We start from the raw sequence: 21,453 nt of genomic DNA on the forward strand, positions 1-21,453 counted from the left end.
GCTGGGCTGTCAGAGACATCTTCATTTTTTAATATATAAGAATTATTCGGTTTTGATTTATCATTCTGTTTCTATATCTCCGAGAAACGAGCTTTTGGCACAGAGGACGGCATCACTCGTTTACGCTTGGGCGCTTATTATACTGATTGCTTTGAAGGCTACCAGGCATGAGTGGACGGATTGCCAGGATTCTCTGAATTCCATGCGGCTACGGCGTCGCGAAGCGTGTTATTGCCTCTTGGGATCAACCATGAGACATTGGTAACTGTATTTCCGGCATCGGAACCGGCGCTCCTCTTAACATGTAAGTAATTGGTGGAGGTAGGCACCGGGTGGTAATGAATTTCAATCGGGTAGACGTGTATTTGCGGCATGCCCGGAACGGAATTGTCTGAGATTCTCACGGTGGCGTAAATATATACGGTTTCTGCTTTAACTTCTATGCTTTCCTCCGTAATGGTCGCAGAGGCTGGTTTTCCTTTAATCCAATTTTTAATGATGGGATTGGTAGCTACCTTTTGAACGTCGACAGCCTGTTGAACGGTCTTCGATGCCCCGGTGAATAGAGTGGCAGCATGATTAACCTTAGGCGGTTTTTTCTTCTTTTCTTTTTTCGGCGTCACTACGGCTTCAGTCTTTGATTCTTCCGCTTTTTTTGGTTCAGGTTTAGGGGCGGAGGCTTCTTCTTCGGCTTTTGCTGTTCGAATTTCTTTCGTTTTCTCCGCTTTTATAACGAGAGCGTTAATACTGCTTTCCAATGCATCGAGATCGTCGGCAAGTTCTAATAACCGATCGAAACTCTCATCGTGGTAGTCATATAACGTAGAACGTACACCAAGCTTGTTTCCGTATAGCTCCCGCAATTTCTTGAATTTTTTTGCTTCTTTTTTTGGAACATCATCTACTGTCATTCTCTGAATCGGTTTCGCTGAACCATCGGATTTCATTAGCTGCCGCGCGGCGCCGTTTCCGATGGTTCGCTGCAGCTGAATGAGCTGTGCCGCCGTATAGGCTCCTGATGATGCGGATGCAAGCTGCATCGTATGCGATGCTGGTGAAGAATGGGGTTGTTGCGATACAGCCGCCTGTTTTTGAGCCGACTGCGGCGTAATTGTATTTTTCAAAAATCCGCCTCCTAGTATCCGAATACCATTGGCTATTCATAGAATTACAGTAACATATTATGGTAAATGCCTCAATGCAACTACATTTGATTTCTTTCCTGCGAATAGTTAGGGATTGACGGCTAATCTGTTATACTAAACAAAATTAATCGGCATCCTCATCGATATAAACATAAAGGTTACTGCTGATTCAATAAATTGCGAGGAGTCTTTAAGCAGATGCAAGCACTAAGATTACTACGAAGCTTTAACTTTCTGTACTTTGCCTTACTTTCCATGTTTATTACATTCCTGCCTGTCTATTTGGATGAACAAGGCTTACAACCGGCGCAAATTGGCTTCATCATCGGTACAGGGGGTTTTGTTACGATCATCACCCAGCCGCTTTGGGGAATGATTAGCGATAGAACGAAGACCATTCGCAAAATCTTGCTGCTGCTGCTCGTTTTATCCAGCATACTCGGTTATGCGCTCTACAGCTCCAGTCATTTTATTTTGCTTATTTTGTTTGCAATGCTGATGTATTTTTTCCTGATGCCGATCGATCCGTTAACGGAAAGTCTCAACTTCTCGATATCCGAGGCATCGGGCGTTAGCTATGGCTCGATCCGTACGTACGGAGCCTTGGGATACGCTGTCACTTCGCTGCTCACGGGTTACGTGATGTCTTATTTCGGAGCGGGCAGTCTCGCCATGCTCTTTGCTGCCATTGGTGTCATCAGTTTAGTCGTAAGCTGGCTGATGCCGGATGTGCCGGTTACAGGCAATCCCGTCACTTTAAGCAGCTTGAAGCGTTTCATAAGCAATAAAGAAACGCTGATGTTTCTCATGCTTATCTTTGTTTGCTCGGTTCCGGCGCGGATGAACGATACGTTTCTCGGCATTTACATCCGGGAACTGGGCGGGAGTCCCGAGCTGGTCGGATTGGCTTTCTTTTTGGCGGCAGGAAGTGAAATATTGGTATTTGCTTTAAGCTTCTGGTGGTTGCGCAAGGGGAAGGAAATGCTGCTAATATCCATTTCGTCTGCGTTTTTCTTCATCCGGTTTTTCATCTCGGCGTGGATTACCGATCCGCATATGTTAGCGTATTTGCAAATCCTGCAGCTGCTGACGTTCCCGGTCTTTTATTCCGCGGCGATTCAATATCTGTACCGGATCGTGCCGGTGGAATGGCGGGCTACGGGGCAGACGGTGCTGGCGCTGCTTTTCTTCGGCGTATCAGGCATTTTGGCTTCCTATTTAGGAGGCTCTGTCTATGGTTTGTTCGGTGCCAAAACGCTTTACCTAACGATAGCGGCGATGTCTTTTGCCGGTATGCTGTTCGGTCTGGTTTTGTATCGGGTGTATGAGAAAAAGGGAAAAGCAGAAGCGGGATAAGCCGAACAAGTGTGATGCTGTAAATCACAGGTAACGCTTGCTTTCGTGTTGCCGCTACCACGAAGAGGGTGAGAACTTTCGGCCGCTGCTCTTCCCTATCCTCGCTCGTTTAAAGGAAAGTATCGCAGTTAATAAGGAATAAATCGGGGGGCGGGGGCGCGGTTCCTCCTCGTGTTCAAAACCTTTCCCTCCTGCCTCGCTCCATCCTCTCGTTTGTGCTATTCATATAATTTAGATGGAATTTCTCCCGTTAAATTGAGGAGAATCGACGATTGCAAGCGATTAGATGGAATTTCTCCAGCTAATTTCAACTAAACCAATGAATCTGGCGAAAACCACCGAATTAACAGGAGAAAATCCAACTAATCTAAATCGTGGACTGCAGCGCGTTCATTTAACTGGAGAAATTCCAGCTAATTGATTGGATGGGGCAGAGAGCAGAGGCATAGGAGTAGAAACAAAGCAGATGGACTGGGAAGTAGGATGGAGCAGATACAGCTAAGAAGTAGAGTGTAATCGTGGAAGAAAAGCAGAAGTGTTCTCCCCCCCTCCCTCGTTCCGTCCCAGCGTTTACGCAAATCATATTATTTAAATGGAATTTCTCCCGTTAAATTGAGGAGAATCGACGATTTCAAGCGATTAGATGGAATTTCTCCAGCTAATTTCAACTAAACCATTGAACCTGGCGAAAACCACCGAATTAACAGGAGAAAATCCATCTAATCTAAATTGTGGACTAAAGCGCGGTCATTTAATTGGAGAAATTCCAGCTAATTGATTGGATGGGGCAGAGGCATAGGAGTAGAAACATAGCAGTACAAACAAAGGAGTACAAGCAAAGCAGTAGAAGCGATATGAAACATAATCATCTCGATTTCTAACGCTAGATGCAAAAATAAAACAACCAACGTGCCCACAAGGCATGTTGGTTGTTTTGTTTCCTGCTATTTCACTAATTTGAAAGCCAGCACAGTCGTCTGCCGGCTGTTCGGTTCGACAAAGGCGGGGGAAGTCGCCGGTATCGCTGTAATGAGTGAGGTCGAAGTGATAGTAGCGGAGCCTCTGCTCCTACAGCCGTCCCATTATTCTTTTACCGCGCCAATAACGATCCCTTTGACAAAGTAGCGCTGCAGGATCGGATAAACCAGCAGAATCGGCAGGGCGCCGATGAAGATTTGCGAAGCCCGAAGCGTACGCTGGGATTTGTTCGCGACGATCGACGGATCGAATTTGCTCATATCCGCCTGTACGATAACGGTCTGCAGGAAGCTGGCAAGCGGAAGATCCATCGATTCCTTGATATAGATCAAGCCGTCGAAATAAGCGTTCCAATGCATAACCATCGTAAACAACGAGATCGTTGCAATGGCCGGCATGGAGATCGGCAGATAAATCGAGATAAAGCTTCTTAAGTGGCTCGCGCCGTCAATGAAGGCTGCCTCTTCCAGCTCTTTCGGCACGGTACGGAAGAAATTGAGCAGCAGAATAACGTTATATACCGATACCGTGACTGGAAGAATAAGCGCCATCAGCGTGTTCATCAGCCCAAGCTTGAGAATAAGAATATAGCCTGGAATCAATCCGCCGCTGAAAAGCATCGTCACGACGAAATACCATAAATAGATGTTCCGCGCCCGGAAGATGCGGGTTTCTTTGGAGAGGGCATAGGCGGCCACGGCGTTTACGGCCATGGCAAGCGCCGTCCCGAGAACGGTCCGCTGCACCGATACCCAAAGGGAAGACAAGAAGTTGGCGTTCTCGAAGGTTTTGGAATAAGCCTCGAAGGTGAAGCCAACCGGCCAAAAGGTGACAAGTCCGGCGTTAGCCGGAGCGGACGAGCTTAAGGACACCATCAGCAAATGGTACAACGGCAGCAGACAGATAACCGAGATGACGGTGAGCAGCACATTGTTGAAGAGGCTGAAAATGCGGTAAGACATGGTTTTGTGATACATGAGCAGTCACCCTTTCTAGAAGATCCTGTAGCCGGCGAATTTATAGGCAAGACGGTAGGAGATAACGATCAGGATTAAGCTGATCAAGGATTTGAAGAAGCCGACAGCCGTCGCAAAGCTGAATTGTCCGCTAAGCAAGCCTTCACGGTATACGAATGTGTCAATAATATCGCCTTGCTGATAGATGAGCGGGCTGTATAGGTTGAACACTTGGTCGAAATTGGCGTTAAGCACGTTGCCGAGCGCGAGCGTCGCGACCACGATGAGAATCGGGATAAGCGCCGGTATCGTAATATGCATCGTTTGCTTGATCCGGTTCGCCCCGTCGACCTCGGCCGCTTCGTATAAAGCCGGATTAATGCCGGCAAGCGCCGCGAGAATGATAATCGTGTTAAAGCCGAATTCCTTCCATACATCGCTGAAAATAATCGTGAACCGGAACCAGAAGCCGTCGCCGAGGAAGAAAATCGGCTTGATGCCGAATACACTCGACAGGAACTGGTTGATCAGTCCGGTCTGGGCAAGCACGTCGATCAGAATGCCGGAGAGCGTAACCCAAGAAAGAAAGTGAGGCAAATAGACGAGCGTTTGGATCGATCTTTTGAGCCCCATGTTCCGTACCTCGTTAAGCAGCAAGGCGAAAATAAACGGAACGATCAAGTTCATAATGATCTTGGAGCAGGCAAAAAATAGCGTATTCCACGTAATTTGCAGAAAATACTCATTCTCGAGCATGTAGCGGAAATGTTTGAGTCCGACCCACGGCGAGCCGGATATGCCGAGTCCGGCCTTATAATCCTGAAACGCCATGACAAGCCCGGACATGGGAAGATAAGCAAAAATGAAAACCAGCAGCACAGCTGGAAGCACCATCAAATGCAGCATCCACGGCTGTTTGTAGCCGCTGTTCTTTTTCGTTTTCTGGGCAGCTTTAGGGTTTGGTTGCAATAGGGTATTAGAGTCCATAATTCTCCCTTTCCGTAAAATCATATTTGTGTAACACTTGAAACCCTGATATAAATAGTAACAAAGTGCATCCGCGCGAAACTATAAGACAATGTTAGGATTCATAGGTTTTTGTTAGGCAGATCAGCCGGGGGGATCGAACAATGGTACTACGCCAAAGCGCAGCGTACGTGAAAAAGAAGATGGGGCCGAGGTACAGCCTTTTTGCCAAAATGAATATATTGATACTGGTCTTATTTATTCCGATCATTATTCTGTTCACTTATTCTAACGAGATTGCAACGAGTATTATCAGCAAGGAGCTTCGAGCTTCCAATATAAAGCAGCTTTCCTTTCTGTCCAGCCAAATCGATTCGCGGATCAATCAGACGGTCGATTTCGTCATTACGTTCTCGAAGGATCCGAATGTCGAGAAGTTCAACGGGTTAAATATTTGGGACGATCTCTATGACCGGATGCAGACCAAATACGTCGTGCAGGAGAAGATGATGCTGCAGTCGGGCATAACGACCATTTGGCCGGTTACGTATACGGTTTATTCGCAGCAAAACAAAGAAGCGATATCCAACAATAAGGATACGGTCAAATACGACGAAGCATATTTGAATAACAACATGACGGGTGAATGGACATACGGCGACGGCAGGGAGAGCGTGCCTGACGACCAAAAATCATTCCATTGGTTTTATACCGATTCCTTCGGCCATCAAGGCGCGCTTAAAGGCAGCAATCTAGTTGTGCATGCGAGCTTCGGCCATGAGAACATCGAGAATATGCTGGATACATATAAAGCGGGAGGACAAGGGGACCCGATCTTTTACCGCAAAGGCGAGGCGCCGATCCTGAATCGAAGCGCATCCAAGGAGCTGGCTGGCGAGCTGGTTGGTTTTCTGGATGGCAGGCAGCTTGGGGGGACCGAGCAGGAGGTCGTCCGCTTGGACAGTAAAAACTATTTGGTAAGCGCGGTGAAATCGCCGCAGCTGAATTGGTATTTGGTCGATATCGTGCCGCTGGACCAGATGCTCGGACCGATATCGTTTAGCCGGAATCTCTTTTACTTGTCGATGGCTTTGCTGTTTGCGGTCGGGATATCCGCATCCGTGCTGCTTTACCGGAACGTGCAGCGTCCGATCATCAAGCTGATCCGCGGCTTGCAGAGCGTGCAGCGCGGAGATTTCTCGGTACAGATCAAAGAGAATGTCAACAACGAGTTTGCTTTTCTCTTTTACCGGTTCAATGAAATGTCGCGGCAAATCCAGGATCTGGTCGAGAAGGTGCTCGGCGAGAAGCTGCGGGCAAGGGAAGCGACGCTGAAGCAGCTGCAGGCGCAGATCAATCCCCATTTTCTCTATAACTGCCTGGGCTATATTATTAATATGGCCCAGATGAAGGAGGAGGAGGCGGTCGTATCGATGGCTTATAATTTAAGCGCTTATTACCGTTATACGACTCGAATGGAGCGGCAAACCGGCTCCGTGGAGGAAGAAATCAAGCTGATCGTCAATTATTTGGACATTCAGAAGCTGCGCAATGAAAGAATTTACTACACGATCGATATCCCGAATGAGATGCTGAAGCAGCAGGTGCCGCGTTTGTTGATCCAGCCCGTTGTGGAAAATGCCGTCCTTCATGGCGTAGGAAAGTCCTATTCATCGGGAGAAATTCGCATCCGGGGCGAGGTTTCGGGAGGTCTGTGCAAAATATACATCGATGACGACGGTCCCGGCATGAATCCGGAGCAGCAGGACGCGCTTAACCGGAAAATGAAGGAGCCGCTGCAGGAGGAAATGGGCTGCGGCCTTTGGAATACGAATCAGCGAATAATGCATCAGTTCGGAGATGGGTCTTATCTGCATTTTACCAAATCGCCTCTAGGAGGCTTCCGAACCGAAATCATATGGCAAATGCCCATTGAAGAAGAGAAGCGCTATCATCCCAACATACAAGGAGATCCGTTACATGCAATTGATCATAGTAGATGATGAAGCCCACTGGGTAGATAATTTATCGATGCACAAGCCTTGGCATACGCTCGGTATCGAACAGGTCCATAAAGCCTATTCCGCGCAGGAAGCGCTGCAGATCATAGCAACCCAGCCGATTGATATTATCATATCGGATATATTAATGCCTGAAATGACTGGGATCGAGCTCATAGAACAAGTCCGGGCCAGCGATAAGCGAATCAAATGCATTATTTTATCCGGCCATTCCGATTTTGATTATGCCAAGGAGGCCGTGCGGCATCAAGCCGTTGAATACCTGCTGAAACCGCCGACCGACCAGGAATTGTTCGGAGCGGTCAAGACGGCAATCGATCAATTGAAAGCGGAATGGGAGAGCATCAGCTCCCATGAACGCACGGAGTATACGCTGCGGGAGAACCTTCCGCTGCTGCGGGGGCAGCTGCTGCTTGATGCGCTTCGCGGAACGAGGTATCCTGCCGATGAATGGAGCCGTAAGCTGGAAAATTACCATTTGCCGATCCGGTTCGGGGATTGCGCGCTGCTGCTCGTCCGTTTGGAGGAGGAGTTCGGGCAGTACCGCAACAACGGCCAGCAGCTGATGGAATATGCGATTATCAACATAGCGGAAGAAATTTTCGGCGAGTTTACGGAGGTTTGGGGGGTCAGGGAGGAGCATGGCTACTTGGCTTTCCTGCTTCAGTTCAAGGGAGACGACCCGGCAGTCAAGAAGGAAATGCTGCTGGAGAAGCTGGCCGTGCAGCTGCAGGCAAAGGTCAAACAATTTTTGAAAGGCTCGCTTTCGATCGTAATCACCGAGACGTTCCGTTTCCCGGAGCAGCTTGCTGATGTTTACCGGAAGGCTGCCGCTTCCTTCCGCCAAATTGTCGGGGATGAACGCGAATTCGTTATGCGCGTCAGCGATCTGGAGCAAACGGTATCCGAGGGAGCTTTGGATGCGATCCACAGCCCGCCGTCTTTGAACAATTTGCTGGAGGCCGGACGCTGGGATGCCGTGGAGGAAAAGCTGCAGCAGGTGTTCGCGGAGCTTGATCTCAAATGGTCCGATTCATGGGAGCATTGCATGGAGGCCGGCTTTCTGATCGCGTCGGCATTTACCCACTATGCCCATCGAAACGGCTTTTCGCTGGCCAAGCTGTTAGGAGAGGACATGGAGTTTTTGCAGAGCGGGGAAGCCTTCACCTCCATCAGCAAGCTTCGCCATTGGTCTATAACGGGTCTTGGCAAGCTGAAAGCGGGAACAGCCAATGAGGTGAACGATATCCGTTCCCATTATGTGAAGAAGGTGCAGGCGTTTACGGAAAAAAACCTTCACCTGGACGTGTCATTGCGCGCGCTTGCCGATCATGTGAACCTGCATACGACGCATTTGTCCAAAATCTATAAAATCGAAACCGGCGAAGGAATTAGCGATTACGTGTCCCGGCTTCGTATGGAACGGGCCTGCCATCTGCTGAAAACGACCGACAAAAAGGTGTATGAAATCAGCGCGGAAATCGGATATTTGGAGCCGGCGTACTTCATCAAGGTGTTCAAACGACAGTTTGGCGTAACGCCGCAGGACTATCGGATCGGCTCCTAACAACATGACAGAGTCCTATGGAAACTAACAAAGTCATATAGATGCATTCCCCTGCTGCTTGGTAAAGTAGCTTATGTGATCATCTTACTTCAAAGGGGACTGAAACATGAATAAACGGAGAAAAGCATGGGTGCTGCTCATCGCTATGGCCTTCATCGTAAGTGCTTGCAGCGGAAATACCGGCAAGAACGAGAATAAAGGCACAGAGAATACCGCGACGAATACAGCCGCTGAGTCAGAGTCTGATACCGCGTTTGCAAAAGGAAAATATGATCCGCCGATTGAAATCAGCACAGTCATTATGCCGAGAAAGTATACGAATGGCGACACCAAGGAAAACAATGTCCATGACCGCTGGATGCTGGAGCAGTTCGGCATGAAGCATAAGGATACTTGGTACCCGGCAGGCAACGACCAATACAAGCAGAAGCTTCAGCTTGCGATAGCCTCCGGCGAGAAACTTCCGGATTTCGTCTTTGTGCCGACCGACCCGATCTTGACGAATCAGCTGATCGATTCCGGACAATTTTTGCCGATTGACGAGCTGTTCGATAAATATGCCAACCAGACATGGAAAGACCATGCCGCGAAGCATCCGGAATTATGGTATCCCTTCACGAAGGACGGCAAGAAGTGGAATGTACCGATTCTAGAATATACCGACAATGACGACACGCTCTTGTGGCTGCGCGAGGATTGGATGGAGAAGCTGAACCTGGAAGCTCCTAAAACGATTGCGGACCTCGATAATATTTTGGACAAATTTAAAAACCAGAATCCGGACGGACTCGCTCCTAGTGACGTTTATCCGCTTGCGATTTCTTTGAAAAACAACACGAACACGTGGATGGGTTCGCTCGACTGGCTTTATGGCGCCTATGGCGCGGTGGAAGAGCAATGGAATAAGGACGCAAACGGCAATCTCGAGTACGGTTCCGTTAACCCGGGAGCGAAGCAAGCGCTCGCCAAGCTGAAGGAATGGATGGAAAAAGGCTATATTCATCCGGATGCGGCATTATGGGACGAAGGCAAAACAGCCGAAATTTGGACAAACGGAAAAGCGGGCGTTCTGCCGGGCGCAAACTGGGTTCCTGACTGGCCGGCACCGGATCTGCTCAAAAACGTAAAAGGCTCTAAATACAAAGCGTATCCGATCCCGGCAGGTCCTGACGGCCTAATCGGTACGAAATGGCAAAATTCAGGCGTGAACAGCAGCTTTATGATTAACAAGGATGCCGAGCATCCGGAAGCGTTCTTCCTGTACTACAATTACCTGCTCGATAATTTGGCTAACCCTGCAGCCGGAAGCAAGTTCGAATACGGTTTTGCCAAAGGGTATGACTGGGACGAAGTGGACGGACAACCGACCAATAACAAAGACAAAATCAAAGACTTTAACAATGAGTTTGCCTTTATTACCGGTCCGGCCCGTATCCCAGACCTTTATATGAAAACACTGGTTAAGCTTGCAGACGGCGCGGCGCCGGAAACGCCTTACGAGAAGCAGACTGCCGAATTCCGTAAACCGGAAAACTGGTATTCCGCCAAAGTCGTGATGTCGCAGATCGATATCCGCAAGCAAAACTTCTTTACAGGCGCGGCGACGCCAACGATGATTTCAAAATGGAGCCTGCTTCGCCAATCCGAGCTGGAGACGTTCAACAAAATCATTTACGGCAAATTGCCGATTGATGCTTTTGACAGCTTCGTAACCAATTGGAAAGCAAACGGAGGCGACCAAATTACGACCGAAGTGAATGAATGGTTCAAGTCGGTTTCCAAATAACAAAAGCAATAATCGTTAAAAAATGAAAGCCAGCAAGATCATCTTAATGATCTTGCTGGCTTTTTCCAATTGCGGTTTGAAAACAGGAGCATAGCCAACCAAGGATATGAGTTATAATTAACCATATACCGGCACATTTATTGAGGGGAAGTCCGAAAGGAGCATCAGATGGGTAATTCCAAGTACGAGCTGGTTGAGACGGGGACAATGCTGCCGTTTGACGTTTCGCTGCATAGCGTGAATTATGTACCCAGCCATTGGCATAACAGCGTTGAAATTATTTTTGTGCTGCGCGGAAAGCTGGAGGTTACCGTAGGAGCCGAGAAATCCACGCTATCCGAGGGGGATGTGCTGGTGATCAATTCATGGCATGTGCATGAGGTCATCGGCCGCGATCTCAACATCATTGCAACCTATCAAATTCCGCTCTCCTTTCTTAAAACCTACATCAGCGGGGTAGAACAGATTCAATTCGATTGCCATTCCAGCCAATTGGGCCCAAACAAAAGAGAAGCCATGGACCGCATGCGCCAGCTGCTTGCCGAGATGGTTCAGCTGATTCACAAGAAAGGCGAGTCGTATGAGCTAGACATGCAGGTCAGGATGCTGGGGATTTTATCGATATTAATGAAGCAATTCAAGGCGGAAGCGGCGAGCGCCGCCATGAATGAGAAATATATGGAACGTATGATGCGCATTATTACCTTTATTGACGAGCATTACAGGGAGCCGGTCTCTCTTCTGGATCTGGCAGAGCGCGAGTTTTTGTCGGTGCCTTATTTATCGAAGTTTTTCAGCGAAAATATCGGATTGAACTTTCAATCTTATTTGACGAATATTCGGCTTAAAAATACAGTAGAAGCTTTATTGCACCATGTAGAGACACCGATTGCCGATTTGGCTATGCAGCATGGTTTTCCAAACGCCAAGTCCTTTTATGCCGCATTTAAAAACCGGTACGAGTTGACGCCGACCGAATACCGCAAGCAGTACCGGCCTGACATTTATGAGCAAAAGGAGAAATGGTCCTCCAACTATTTGGCGTTCAATCAATCGAGCGCTTTGGGCATAATTAATCAGTATTTGCAGCGCGGCCAATCCTTTTCACAAGCACCTGTGCAGCCGCTGCATTCGGTGACGCATCAAGTGGATATGGAAACAATCGGCAAGCCGATTAAGCATACATGGAAAACGGTCATCACTATAGGCAAAGCAAAAGAAGGTCTGCATGCCGATGTGCAGCGGGAACTGCGTAACTTACAGCGGCGTTGCCCTTTTTCGAATATCAGATTTCACGGTATTTTTGATGATGCCATGATGCTGTATGACGAGGATGAGGCTGGGGAACCGCGCTATAATTTTCGCTTCGTAGACCAGCTGTTTGATTTTTTGCTGTCGATTGGTTTAAAGCCGTTCGTAGAATTAGGTTTTATGCCCTCGAAGCTGGCTGCTGACCCAAGCCAAACGGTTTTCTCCAAAGCCAGCTATACGAGCCCGCCTAAATCGCTGAACCGATGGTGCGAAATGGTCCGTCATTTCGTCCGTCACTGCATGAATCGGTACGGAGCTCCGGAAGTGGAAAGCTGGAAGTTCGAATTTTGGAATGAACCGGAGTTTCCTGCATTCTGGCCAGCTACCGAGGCGGAGTACATGCAGATGTATAAACGAACCTTCCAAACGATCAAAAGCATTTCCGCGCGGCTCCAAATCGGGGCTCCCGGCCGAATCATCACCTTTGGCTCTTTCGCGTTTAGCGAAGCTTTTTTCGCTTTCTGCAAACAAAACGACTGCTTGCCGGACTTTATACCTCTGCATTTTTACCCGCATGAGCATATTGACGACATGATGGACGACTGGCAGAACAAGCTGATGCAGCTGGCTCCGTACCGCCAATTACAGGATCATTTCCGGCGTATCTCGCCTAATCCGAATTACCTGAAGGAGAAGCTCATCCATGAGGTTGGATTTCTGAAGGAGCAAGGCCTCGCGGACCGGGAGGTTTATTTGACGGAATGGAACTCAACGGCATATCACAGGGAATTGACGAATGATACCTTGTATAAAGCGGCTTATATCGTGAAAAATCTGGTGGAAAATCTCGATGATATTCAAGGCTTCGGTTACTGGGTGCTTAGCGATAATATAGAAGAAACCGTTGCATCCCCGCGGTTGTTCCACGGCGGCCTTGGTCTCGTTGCCCAGCATGGAGTTCCAAAGGCAGCCCAGTATGCGTATGATTTGCTGGCCAAGCTGGGCGATAGGCTGATTGCTCGCGAGGAAGGCTATATCGTGACCGCTAGCAGCGGCGGGTACCAGGTGCTCGCGTATAACTATTGCCATTTCGATGATTTGTATGCGCTGGGCGACACCTCCTTTATTGATGAAACAAATCGCTACAACGGTTTTAAGGACGAGAAGGTTTTGAAAATGGCTTTTGAGCTAAAGGCTATTGCGAATGGGAAATATCGCATGATCACGCATAGGATTAATCGAAAACATGGAAGCTCCTATGATAAATGGGTGGAGATGGGAGCCCCGGAGCCGTTATCGGCAGAGGATATCGAATACATCAAGACGGCTTCCGTACCGGAGAGATCGGTGCAAACGGTTGAAGCTGAGCATGGCTTTACTTTCGATACGGTGCTAGAGCCGCACGCCGTGGCGCTGATAGAGTTGATTCCCCTCTATTAAACAAACCTTTATCGAATGGGTCATTTTTTAACCTCGAATCATTTACTTGATTAAAAAAGTTGCAAAAACACATTAAAAATGACTATAAAAGTCGACAAGCCGCTGCCTATTGGATATAGGCAGTATTGCTTATAATAGTTTTGTAAACGTTATCATTGAATAGATGAAAAAGAAAATAAGGCTATATAAATGGGAGGACGACAACGATGAAACAGGATATGACCGAAGAAAAGCTCCAAGAGGGCATACATTATGTTCGCAATGACGGAGGACCGACGCTTGGTTACTCCCCGGCATCCGGCGTGAAGATTGTGGAGCAGGACGGATTGTTCTTTAAGGATTTGAATCAAAACGGATCGCTGGACAAATACGAGGATTGGCGTCTGTCGCCAGAGGAGCGGGCCATGGACCTGGCTTCCCAAATGTCCGTAGAGCAGATCGCGGGGCTGATGCTGTACAGCAGGCATCAATCGATTCCGGCAGCTTCCCATGGCTGGTTCGCCAGTACGTATGGCGGCAAAAGCTATGAAGAAAGCGGGGCGAAGCCTTGGGAGCTTACCGATGAGCAGCTGCAATTTTTGGCCCGCGATCATCTTAGGCATGTCTTGATTACGACGGTGCAATCCCCGGAGACCGCAGCGAGATGGAATAATGCCGTCCAGGCTTTTGCGGAAGGAACGGGTTTTGGCATTCCGGCAAACAACAGCTCCGACCCTAGACATGGCTCGGATTCCAGCTCGGAATTTAACGCGGGCTCGGGCGGTCACATCTCCATGTGGCCAGAAACGCTGGGACTGGCAGCAACCTTCGATCCAAAGGTAACGGAGAAATTCGGAGAAATCGCGGCCAAGGAATATCGCGCATTGGGCCTTGCCACCGCACTCTCCCCGCAAATTGACATCGCGACCGACCCGCGCTGGTTCCGCTTTAACGGCACCTTCGGCGAGGATTCCAGGCTCTCCGCGGATATGGCGCGTGCTTATGTTGATGGATTTCAGAATTCAGCCGGTGATAATGAAATTGCAGACGGCTGGGGTTACGAAAGCGTAAACGCGATGGTGAAGCACTGGCCGGGCGGCGGCTCCGGCGAAGCGGGACGCGATGCACATTATGGATGCGGCAAGTATGCCGTGTATCCGGGCGGAAATTTCGAAGAGCATCTGATTCCGTTCGTGGATGGGGCCTTTAAGCTGGATGGCAAGACGGGCAAAGCCTCGGCAGTTATGCCGTATTATACGGTCTCGGTTGATCAGGACGGTGTAAACGGCGAGAACGTAGGCAACTCCTACAACACGTATCTTATTCAGGATCTGCTTCGCGGCAAGTACGGCTATGACGGCGTCGTATGCACGGATTGGTTAATAACGGCGGATGAAACGCCAAGCAAGGATTCTTTTCTAAGCGGAAAGCCGTGGGGAGTAGAAGGCCTATCCGTGGCGGAGCGCCATTACAAGCTGCTTATGGCCGGCGTCGACCAATTTGGCGGCAATAATGAGATTGCTCCCGTGCTGGAAGCTTATCAAATGGGAGTCGCAGAGTATGGCGAAGCCTTTATGCGCAGCCGTTTCGAGCAATCGGCAGTACGCTTGCTGAAAAACATTTTCCGCCTTGGGCTGTTCGAGAATCCTTACCTGCAGGTGGAAGAGAGTGCGCAAATCGTGGGCAGTCCCGCCTTCATGAAAGAAGGTTATGAAGCCCAGCTGAAATCGATCGTACTTCTCAAAAACAAAGCGCAGCTGCTGCCTCTGCCATTGAAAAGCACGGTATATATTCCGAAGAGATTTACCCCGGCAGGAAAGGATTGGTTTGGCTTTCCTACGCCGGAAACGCTGGAATATCCGGTAAACCTTGATATCGTCCGCAAATATTTCAATATAACGGATGATGCGGATGCGGCTGATTTTGCTCTCGTATTCATCAGCAATCCAAAGTCTGGCGTTGGTTACAGCCAAGAGGATGCCGAGATGGGCGGTAACGGATACATGCCTATCAGTCTCCAGTATAAGACGTACACGGCTGAGCATGCCCGTGAGCAAAGTTTGGCAGGCGATCCGCGGGAAGGCGATGTGCTTAATCGTTCCTATAAAGGCAAAAGCGTCACGGCTCACAATACGAGCGATTTAGATGCGGTTCTGGATACAAAGGAGAAAATGAAGGGCAAGCCTGTCGTTGTCTCGCTTTTGCTGGCTAATCCGGCTGTCGTGGAGGAGTTTGAATCGGCGGTCGATGCGATCATTGCTAATTTTGGCGTGCAGGACCAAGCAATCATGGAGGTTTTGACCGGGAATGTAGAGCCGTCAGGCCTTCTGCCAATGCAAATGCCGGCTAATATGAAGACAGTAGAAGAGCAGCTGGAGGACGTTGCGCATGATATGGCGTGTCATGTGGATTCCGAGAATAACGTTTATGATTTCGCTTTCGGCTTGAACTGGAGCGGAACGATCCAAGACGCAAGAACTGCGAAATATAAAAAATAATACATTACAGTCTATAGATAACGAAAAACCATCGCGAGGCTCGCGATGGTTTTTTCGTTTTCTCTTTGTTTGATCACCTAAAGCGAGCTTGACGCTTGAATAAGGAGATTGCTAAGCATAGCGTAGTCCGGAGCTTGTCCCTCGCGAATTTTGATCCATTTTCGTTCAGACGGCCCTTCGAAAACAACGCCAGTGGGCAGCTCAAGCTCAGCTGTGTTAAAAATCATAAAGCTTAACGCATCCTTGGAAGGCGAGATAACGGCCGCGTATTTCCCGTTTTTGAGAAAATGCGGCTTCTTGTATTGAATACGCTCTGCGGCATCCGGGATCGATTGATGAATCATTTGGCGGAGCTCATTGCTAATCACGATTTGCCAGGGTTGGCTCATGCTATCGATAAAAGCGGTAACTTCTGGATTCGTAGAAATCCCGTTCACCTTCTTGGTTAGAATTAGATTCATTTATTTATATATACCATAGCTTGAAGAATAATGTAAAGGAATGTAAAAAGAGGGAATCAAGCTACCCTGCAGAGGATAAGAAAATCAAAGACTCAGGCTGCAACAGCGATCGGAAGAATGATCTGCTCGCGCAGCGGCCTTATAACAACAAGATATCAACATTTTTAAGCATTAATGCAATACATTTAACGCTTTCATCCGGCTATAATCAAGAAAAACGGTGGAGGCTGATGAGATGAGCACAGCATATTGGCAGGAAATCATGGAAAGACTCGATAAAAAAGTGACGCGGACGATTGGGCAGATGGGCGATAAATGTCCTCATTTTGCGAAAGAAGACGGGAAATACGATGATATCGGCAGCGATTGGTGGACCACCGGTTTCTGGCCGGGCATGCTCTGGATTATGCATGACATGACGGGCAAGGCGCATTATAAAGAGGCGGCGTGGCGCTGGGATGAGGAGCTCGAGCAATGGTTCATTAAACCGACGGTGGAGATGCATCATGATGTTGGCTTTCAATTCCTATCCACGGCAGTCATTAAGCATACGATTACCGGCGATGAGGATGCTTTTCGCCGCGGGATCGAAGCAGCCAACTTCCTGGCGGCAAGATACAATCCGGTAGGCCGGTTTATTCGTGCCTGGAATGAAGACAAGCATGGCTGGGTAATCATCGACTGCATGCTTAATATATCGCTGCTCTTCTGGGCGAGCAAGGTGACGGGTGATCCTCGTTATAAACATATGGCAACTGCCCATGCGGAAACGACGATGAAGTACGGTATTCGCGAAGACGGCTCGACAAAGCATATTCTTTCCTTTGATGCGGAGACAGGCACCTATATTGAAAACTTTGGCGGGCAAGGCCTGTCTGCTGAATCCTCCTGGAGCCGCGGTACGTCTTGGGGGCTGTACGGCTTCATTAATGCGTACCGCAATACCGGCGATGAGCGGTTCCTGGATACGGCCAAACGGATCGCGCATTATTTTATAGCAGCTTCACCGGAGGATCATGTTCCTTATTCCGATTTCCGTTTTGAATCGGTGGAAGGCCGGTTCCGCGACAGCTCGGCGGCGGCGATCGCAGCATCAGGCCTGCTTGAAATCGCGGAGGTTGTTCCGGCAGGCGAAAAAGGCCTGTATGCGGGAGCGGCCGAGCGTATTTTGCGTTCGCTTACTGAAAATTACGCAACCTGGGATAACCCCGAGCATGAAGCTATTCTTCTGCATGGCTCGAGCAGCGTATCAGCTAACGCCGAAGGCTCCTTAATCTATGGCGATTATTATTATCTTGAGGCTGTTGCCAAGCTAAACGGCTGGAAACACCGTATATACTAAGCTTATATTTATACAAAAGCAGCGTTCCTTTACTATCGGGAAGGCTGTTTTTCTTTGTCCGGCTCCTCATCTCCGTAATGCGAAGCTTCGTTATCTTGCTCTTCTATTCGTATATTCTGCTATACGCCGCCTCGTGATGTATAGTTAGAGAACAGGTGTAAATAAAATGAGCTCGTCATTCAATCGGAGCCGATGGGCGTTGAAGGTGGAGGGTAAGCGGAATGCCGGCCGTAATAACGAAGTGTTTTGATTATGGAGCTAAGGAAATCGACTATTTAAAAAGCGTTGATCCTGTGCTTGGCGAAGCCATGGAGCGCCTGGGCAAGGTCGAACGGGTCATCATGCCGGAGTTGTTTACGGCACTCGTGCATGCGATTGTCGGCCAGCTTATTTCAGCTAAGGCAGCCCGCACCATATGGGAGCGAATGCAGGAAAGGCTGGGAGAAATCACGCCGGCCAATCTGGCGATGCAGGCAGCCGAAGCGATTCAAGGCTGCGGCATGACCATGAAAAAAGCCGTATGCATTAAAAATATCGCGCAGACGATCGCGCAGGGAGACTTCCCATTGAATGAACTGCGGCAGCTTCCGGATTCTGAAGTCATAAAGAGGCTGATCGGCTTAAAGGGAGTCGGAAAGTGGACAGCGGAAATGCTGCTTATTCATGCGCTGGAGCGTCCGGATATCGTCAGCTGGGGAGATATTGCCGTCCGGCGCGGTATGATGAAATTGTATGGTCTTGATTCGCTGACCAAAGAGCAATTTGACGGATATAGACGCCGGTATTCTCCGCATGGTTCAGTCGCTTCCATTTATTTATGGAACCTTTCATTTGAATAAGCAAAAAGGAGCAAGGTCATGGATATAACCGTTAAGGAACAGCTGCTTGCGTGGGCGGAGGAGGATTACCGGAAATTTTCTGCTGCGCTTATTCCGAACATAAACAACGTTTTAGGCGTTCGTCTGCCATATCTGCGGAAGCTCGCAAAAACGATCGCAAAGGGCGATTGGCGCCAATTTCTTGAAAATGCCGAAAGCGAGTACTTCGAGGAAGTCATGCTGCAGGGGATGGTCATTGGATATATACAAGCCGACATCGAGGAAGTTTTGCCCTATATCGCTGATTTTGTGCCGAAAATGGACAATTGGTCCGTGTGCGACAGCTTCTGCATCGGACTGAAGATCACGAAAACGAACAAGGATACCGTGTGGAATTTTTTACAGCCGTATCTTGCGTCGGATAAAGAGTATGAAATACGCTTCGGCGTCGTCATGCTGCTTGATTTTTATATCGACGAAGATTACATTCACCGTCTATTGCGGCTACTTGATCAGACCGACCGCAGCAGCTACTACGTCAAAATGGCGGTGGCGTGGGCGATTTCGATTTGTTATGTGAAGCTGCCAGAGATCACGCAAGCCTATTTGGCGAGCAGCTCTCTGGACGATTTCACATACAACAAAGCTTTGCAAAAAATAACGGAATCCTACCGCGTAGATCCGGAAACGAAAACACGGATTCGCGCCATGAAGCGAAAGCGCTAGCCAGAGGCTAGGGTTCAAAGCCCTGCTGGCTGATATAGATTTGCTCCTCGGAGTAAACGCGCTTCATCCGTTCATAAACGATTTGATATGCGGAAGGATCATGCCATTCTTCAAGCCCCAGCGGCTCATACCATTTATGAATGCCCATTTGCCGGGTTCTTTTTCCGCTGCTGCCGTCGCCCATAAAATAATCGTCGATGCAGATTCGGTCAACAAGCGGCCGCAGCTTGTCCGGAAATGCCTCGCTGCTTGGCAGTACGGGAGCGATTGCGGCCTGCGCTTGAACACCGGCTTCCTTCAATAATTGAAGAGTCTTAAGCCTGGCTTGAATCGGAGGGGCCTGCGGCGAAAAATGCTTGCGGATCTCATCGAGATCCGTCTCCACCGTCATGCTGACGCGGACCTTCCCCCCGAGCCGCAGCAAAAGATCGATATCTCTGCGGACAAGCGGGCTGCGCGTTTGAACGAGCAGAAAGTCGGGCGGATTCTCTACCATGACCTCCAACAAGGAGCGTGTAATCCTTTCCTTATGCTCAATAGGCTGGTAAGGATCGGTACTGGAGGACATAAAGATCGTGACAGGTCCTTTGGTGCGGGCTCTAAGCAGTTCCTTCCGAAAAACCTCCGCAGCATCCTTCTTGATATCGACCCAGGTCCCCCATTCTTTGTTTCTAAACAGCGAAACCGGCATTTTCCGGACATAGCAGTAAGAGCAGCCAAAAACACAGCCGGTATAAGGGTTCAGCGAATGGCTGTAGCCAGTCAGAAAACCGGTTCCCTTATTCAGAAGCGTCTTAGGCTGCTTGTATAAATACTCGGTTTTCATTGGGATACCTGCAAGTGAATAAGCTTTGGAATGATTGCCATAAGATAAACCTCCTTGAATGTGGAACTGCGTTTACGTGGCATCATGGAAAATAATGCCGAGGCTGTACCTCGTTCCTGAGGTAACGGTGCTTACGCCATGCCGAAGCGTCGTCTTGTAATAGCCGCGCGTACCTAAGACCGGTCGATCATGAGTGGGGAAAATAAGGCCTTCGCCTTGCTCAAGCGTAATGGCATGCCCACGGCTCTGCGCTCGCGGACGCTGCTCGACGAGCAGAAATTCACCGCCCGTAAAGTCGGTCTCCTTCTGGTTCAATGCAAAGACGACCTGAAACGGGAAATATACTTTTCCATACAAATCCTGATGCAGGCAGTTATAGCCGCCTGCTTCGTATTTCAATATTAACGGGGTAGAACGCCTCTGTTCCTCGCTGTGGCAATGGGCGAGAAAATCATGGAAGGCTGGCGGATAAGCGGCTTCTTTGCCTAATTGTTCTAACCAGCGGTTAGCCGTGACAGCAAGGCCAGGATATAAGCCTTCACGCAGCAGCTGCAGCATGGAGGGAAGCGGAGAGCTGTAATACTTATATTCTCCGATTCCGAACCGGTATCTTGCCATGTTAACGGTGCTGCGAAAAAGCGCTTCGTTCTCGTAGGTGCCAATCATTTCCCGGCATTCCGAAGGATCTAATAAGACGGGCAGCTTCGCAAATCCCTGCTCTTCTAGCGATTGCTGAAGCGCTGCGATGTCCAGCTTTGCGATACGGCTGGCGAGAGGCTCAAGCAAGGGATTCAACTCCATCCCGTCTCGCCGCTTCATTCTCCAATTGCAGCAGCTTTTTTTTCATCTCCATGCCGCCGCGATAACCGGTTAGGGCTCCGTTTTTACCGATCACGCGGTGGCAGGGAATCGTAATGAGGATCGGATTTGCACCGATCGCCGTGCCTACGGCCCGGACCGCGGCCGGCCTTTGAATGAGATTGGCGATATCCGAATAGGATTTGGTTTGGCCATAAGGAATGTCGTTCAGCGCGCGCCATACTTCTAGCTGGAAGCTGGTTCCGCGGTAATCGAACGGGACAGTGAAGCTTGTGCGCCTGCCTTGGAAATACTCGATCAGCTCGTCTTTGTACGGCTGCAGCAGCTGGTCATTTTGAATCAAGACGCTGCCCGGAAGCTTTGTTTTCGCCCATTGAACAAGCTCCTCCATCGGTTGGTTTTGAGAGCCGGCAAAACAAAGGCCCTCAGAAGTCGCGGCAAGGTGAATATTCCACTCCTCATGCGACAGAAGCGTCCAATATAATTGCGGGCTTGCGTTGTTTTCCATAGGATGAAGC

At 49.1% G+C, this 21,453-nt stretch carries 16 protein-coding genes; 9 read left to right on the forward strand and 7 right to left on the reverse strand.

Annotated features, from left to right (window positions below; genetic code table 11):
- Positions 1–158 precede the first annotated feature (158 nt).
- Positions 159–1,124 carry a hypothetical protein gene (locus MRBLPE1_RS13500; protein WP_364146030.1) on the reverse strand — a complete coding sequence of 322 codons (966 nt, stop codon included), beginning with the start codon at positions 1,122–1,124 and terminating at the stop codon, positions 159–161.
- A 219-nt stretch (positions 1,125–1,343) separates the two neighbouring features.
- On the opposite strand from MRBLPE1_RS13500, the gene MRBLPE1_RS13505 reads away from it, so the two are divergent.
- Complete coding sequence (locus tag MRBLPE1_RS13505; RefSeq protein WP_364146032.1) at positions 1,344–2,501, forward strand: MFS transporter; 1,158 nt, start codon at positions 1,344–1,346, stop codon at positions 2,499–2,501.
- Positions 2,502–3,583: 1,082 nt separating this feature from the next.
- On the opposite strand, the gene MRBLPE1_RS13510 is transcribed toward MRBLPE1_RS13505, so the two are convergent.
- Positions 3,584–4,456 carry a carbohydrate ABC transporter permease gene (locus MRBLPE1_RS13510; protein WP_364146034.1) on the reverse strand — a complete coding sequence of 291 codons (873 nt, stop codon included), beginning with the start codon at positions 4,454–4,456 and terminating at the stop codon, positions 3,584–3,586.
- Positions 4,457–4,471: 15 nt separating this feature from the next.
- On the reverse strand, positions 4,472–5,422 hold the full coding sequence (locus tag MRBLPE1_RS13515; RefSeq protein ID WP_364146036.1) for an ABC transporter permease: 951 nt from the start codon (positions 5,420–5,422) through the stop codon (positions 4,472–4,474).
- A gap of 143 nt (positions 5,423–5,565) precedes the next feature.
- Here MRBLPE1_RS13515 and MRBLPE1_RS13520 point away from each other — a divergent pair, with 143 nt between their 5' ends.
- From MRBLPE1_RS13520 to MRBLPE1_RS13540, 5 genes are all read left to right on the forward strand, one after another.
- Positions 5,566–7,404 (forward strand): sensor histidine kinase, encoded by a 1,839-nt coding sequence (locus MRBLPE1_RS13520; protein ID WP_364146038.1) that lies wholly within the window; start codon positions 5,566–5,568, stop codon positions 7,402–7,404.
- Positions 7,382–8,989 (forward strand): response regulator, encoded by a 1,608-nt coding sequence (locus MRBLPE1_RS13525; protein WP_364146040.1) that lies wholly within the window; start codon positions 7,382–7,384, stop codon positions 8,987–8,989. The genes MRBLPE1_RS13520 and MRBLPE1_RS13525 overlap by 23 nt, the downstream gene beginning before the upstream one ends.
- Positions 8,990–9,095: 106 nt before the next feature.
- Positions 9,096–10,775 carry an ABC transporter substrate-binding protein gene (locus tag MRBLPE1_RS13530; protein WP_364146042.1) on the forward strand — a complete coding sequence of 560 codons (1,680 nt, stop codon included), beginning with the start codon at positions 9,096–9,098 and terminating at the stop codon, positions 10,773–10,775.
- 168 nt (positions 10,776–10,943) lie between these two features.
- A complete protein-coding gene (locus MRBLPE1_RS13535; protein WP_364146044.1) occupies positions 10,944–13,466 on the forward strand; it encodes a GH39 family glycosyl hydrolase in 2,523 nt (840 codons plus the stop codon).
- A gap of 206 nt (positions 13,467–13,672) precedes the next feature.
- Positions 13,673–15,943 carry a glycoside hydrolase family 3 protein gene (locus tag MRBLPE1_RS13540; RefSeq protein ID WP_364146046.1) on the forward strand — a complete coding sequence of 757 codons (2,271 nt, stop codon included), beginning with the start codon at positions 13,673–13,675 and terminating at the stop codon, positions 15,941–15,943.
- A gap of 77 nt (positions 15,944–16,020) precedes the next feature.
- Here MRBLPE1_RS13540 and MRBLPE1_RS13545 read toward each other — a convergent pair whose 3' ends face one another.
- The gene (locus MRBLPE1_RS13545) at positions 16,021–16,404 is read right to left on the reverse strand and encodes a DUF1801 domain-containing protein (RefSeq protein ID WP_364146048.1); all 384 of its coding nucleotides are present in this window, start codon (positions 16,402–16,404) and stop codon (positions 16,021–16,023) included.
- A 235-nt stretch (positions 16,405–16,639) separates the two neighbouring features.
- On the opposite strand from MRBLPE1_RS13545, the gene MRBLPE1_RS13550 reads away from it, so the two are divergent.
- The 3 genes from MRBLPE1_RS13550 to MRBLPE1_RS13560 all read left to right on the forward strand — a co-directional run bounded on the left by MRBLPE1_RS13550 (position 16,640) and on the right by MRBLPE1_RS13560 (position 19,290).
- Positions 16,640–17,746, forward strand: coding sequence for a glycoside hydrolase family 88 protein (locus tag MRBLPE1_RS13550; RefSeq protein ID WP_364146050.1), 1,107 nt, complete (start codon positions 16,640–16,642; stop codon positions 17,744–17,746).
- 221 nt (positions 17,747–17,967) lie between these two features.
- Positions 17,968–18,585 (forward strand): DNA-3-methyladenine glycosylase family protein, encoded by a 618-nt coding sequence (locus MRBLPE1_RS13555; RefSeq protein WP_364146052.1) that lies wholly within the window; start codon positions 17,968–17,970, stop codon positions 18,583–18,585.
- An 18-nt stretch (positions 18,586–18,603) separates the two neighbouring features.
- Positions 18,604–19,290, forward strand: coding sequence for a DNA alkylation repair protein (locus tag MRBLPE1_RS13560; RefSeq protein WP_364146054.1), 687 nt, complete (start codon positions 18,604–18,606; stop codon positions 19,288–19,290).
- Positions 19,291–19,297: 7 nt separating this feature from the next.
- Here MRBLPE1_RS13560 and MRBLPE1_RS13565 read toward each other — a convergent pair whose 3' ends face one another.
- The 3 genes from MRBLPE1_RS13565 to MRBLPE1_RS13575 form a co-directional block, all read right to left on the reverse strand.
- On the reverse strand, positions 19,298–20,116 hold the full coding sequence (locus tag MRBLPE1_RS13565; RefSeq protein WP_364146056.1) for an SPL family radical SAM protein: 819 nt from the start codon (positions 20,114–20,116) through the stop codon (positions 19,298–19,300).
- Between the two features lie 72 nt (positions 20,117–20,188).
- Entirely contained in the window at positions 20,189–20,917 is a 729-nt protein-coding gene (locus tag MRBLPE1_RS13570; protein ID WP_364146058.1) for a 2OG-Fe(II) oxygenase, read from the reverse strand.
- On the reverse strand, positions 20,895–21,443 hold the full coding sequence (locus MRBLPE1_RS13575; protein ID WP_364146060.1) for a methylated-DNA--[protein]-cysteine S-methyltransferase: 549 nt from the start codon (positions 21,441–21,443) through the stop codon (positions 20,895–20,897). The genes MRBLPE1_RS13570 and MRBLPE1_RS13575 overlap by 23 nt, the downstream gene beginning before the upstream one ends.
- Positions 21,444–21,453: the final 10 nt, after the last annotated feature.

This window comes from Paenibacillus sp. LPE1-1-1.1 (assembly GCF_040676435.1).
Lineage (GTDB): Bacteria > Bacillota > Bacilli > Paenibacillales > Paenibacillaceae > Pristimantibacillus.

Excerpts from the sequence above, each read along its gene's own strand:
- MRBLPE1_RS13505 (WP_364146032.1), top strand. The coding sequence starts at position 1,344 with ATGCAAGCACTAAGATTACTACGAAGCTTTAACTTTCTGTACTTTGCC.
- MRBLPE1_RS13510 (WP_364146034.1), bottom strand. The coding sequence starts at position 4,456 with ATGTATCACAAAACCATGTCTTACCGCATTTTCAGCCTCTTCAACAAT.
- MRBLPE1_RS13515 (WP_364146036.1), bottom strand. The coding sequence starts at position 5,422 with ATGGACTCTAATACCCTATTGCAACCAAACCCTAAAGCTGCCCAGAAA.
- MRBLPE1_RS13520 (WP_364146038.1), top strand. The coding sequence starts at position 5,566 with ATGGTACTACGCCAAAGCGCAGCGTACGTGAAAAAGAAGATGGGGCCG.
- MRBLPE1_RS13525 (WP_364146040.1), top strand. The coding sequence starts at position 7,382 with ATGCAATTGATCATAGTAGATGATGAAGCCCACTGGGTAGATAATTTA.
- MRBLPE1_RS13530 (WP_364146042.1), top strand. The coding sequence starts at position 9,096 with ATGAATAAACGGAGAAAAGCATGGGTGCTGCTCATCGCTATGGCCTTC.
- MRBLPE1_RS13535 (WP_364146044.1), top strand. The coding sequence starts at position 10,944 with ATGGGTAATTCCAAGTACGAGCTGGTTGAGACGGGGACAATGCTGCCG.
- MRBLPE1_RS13540 (WP_364146046.1), top strand. The coding sequence starts at position 13,673 with ATGAAACAGGATATGACCGAAGAAAAGCTCCAAGAGGGCATACATTAT.
- MRBLPE1_RS13545 (WP_364146048.1), bottom strand. The coding sequence starts at position 16,404 with ATGAATCTAATTCTAACCAAGAAGGTGAACGGGATTTCTACGAATCCA.
- MRBLPE1_RS13550 (WP_364146050.1), top strand. The coding sequence starts at position 16,640 with ATGAGCACAGCATATTGGCAGGAAATCATGGAAAGACTCGATAAAAAA.
- MRBLPE1_RS13555 (WP_364146052.1), top strand. The coding sequence starts at position 17,968 with ATGCCGGCCGTAATAACGAAGTGTTTTGATTATGGAGCTAAGGAAATC.
- MRBLPE1_RS13560 (WP_364146054.1), top strand. The coding sequence starts at position 18,604 with ATGGATATAACCGTTAAGGAACAGCTGCTTGCGTGGGCGGAGGAGGAT.
- MRBLPE1_RS13565 (WP_364146056.1), bottom strand. The coding sequence starts at position 20,116 with ATGAAAACCGAGTATTTATACAAGCAGCCTAAGACGCTTCTGAATAAG.
- MRBLPE1_RS13570 (WP_364146058.1), bottom strand. The coding sequence starts at position 20,917 with ATGGAGTTGAATCCCTTGCTTGAGCCTCTCGCCAGCCGTATCGCAAAG.
- MRBLPE1_RS13575 (WP_364146060.1), bottom strand. The coding sequence starts at position 21,443 with ATGGAAAACAACGCAAGCCCGCAATTATATTGGACGCTTCTGTCGCAT.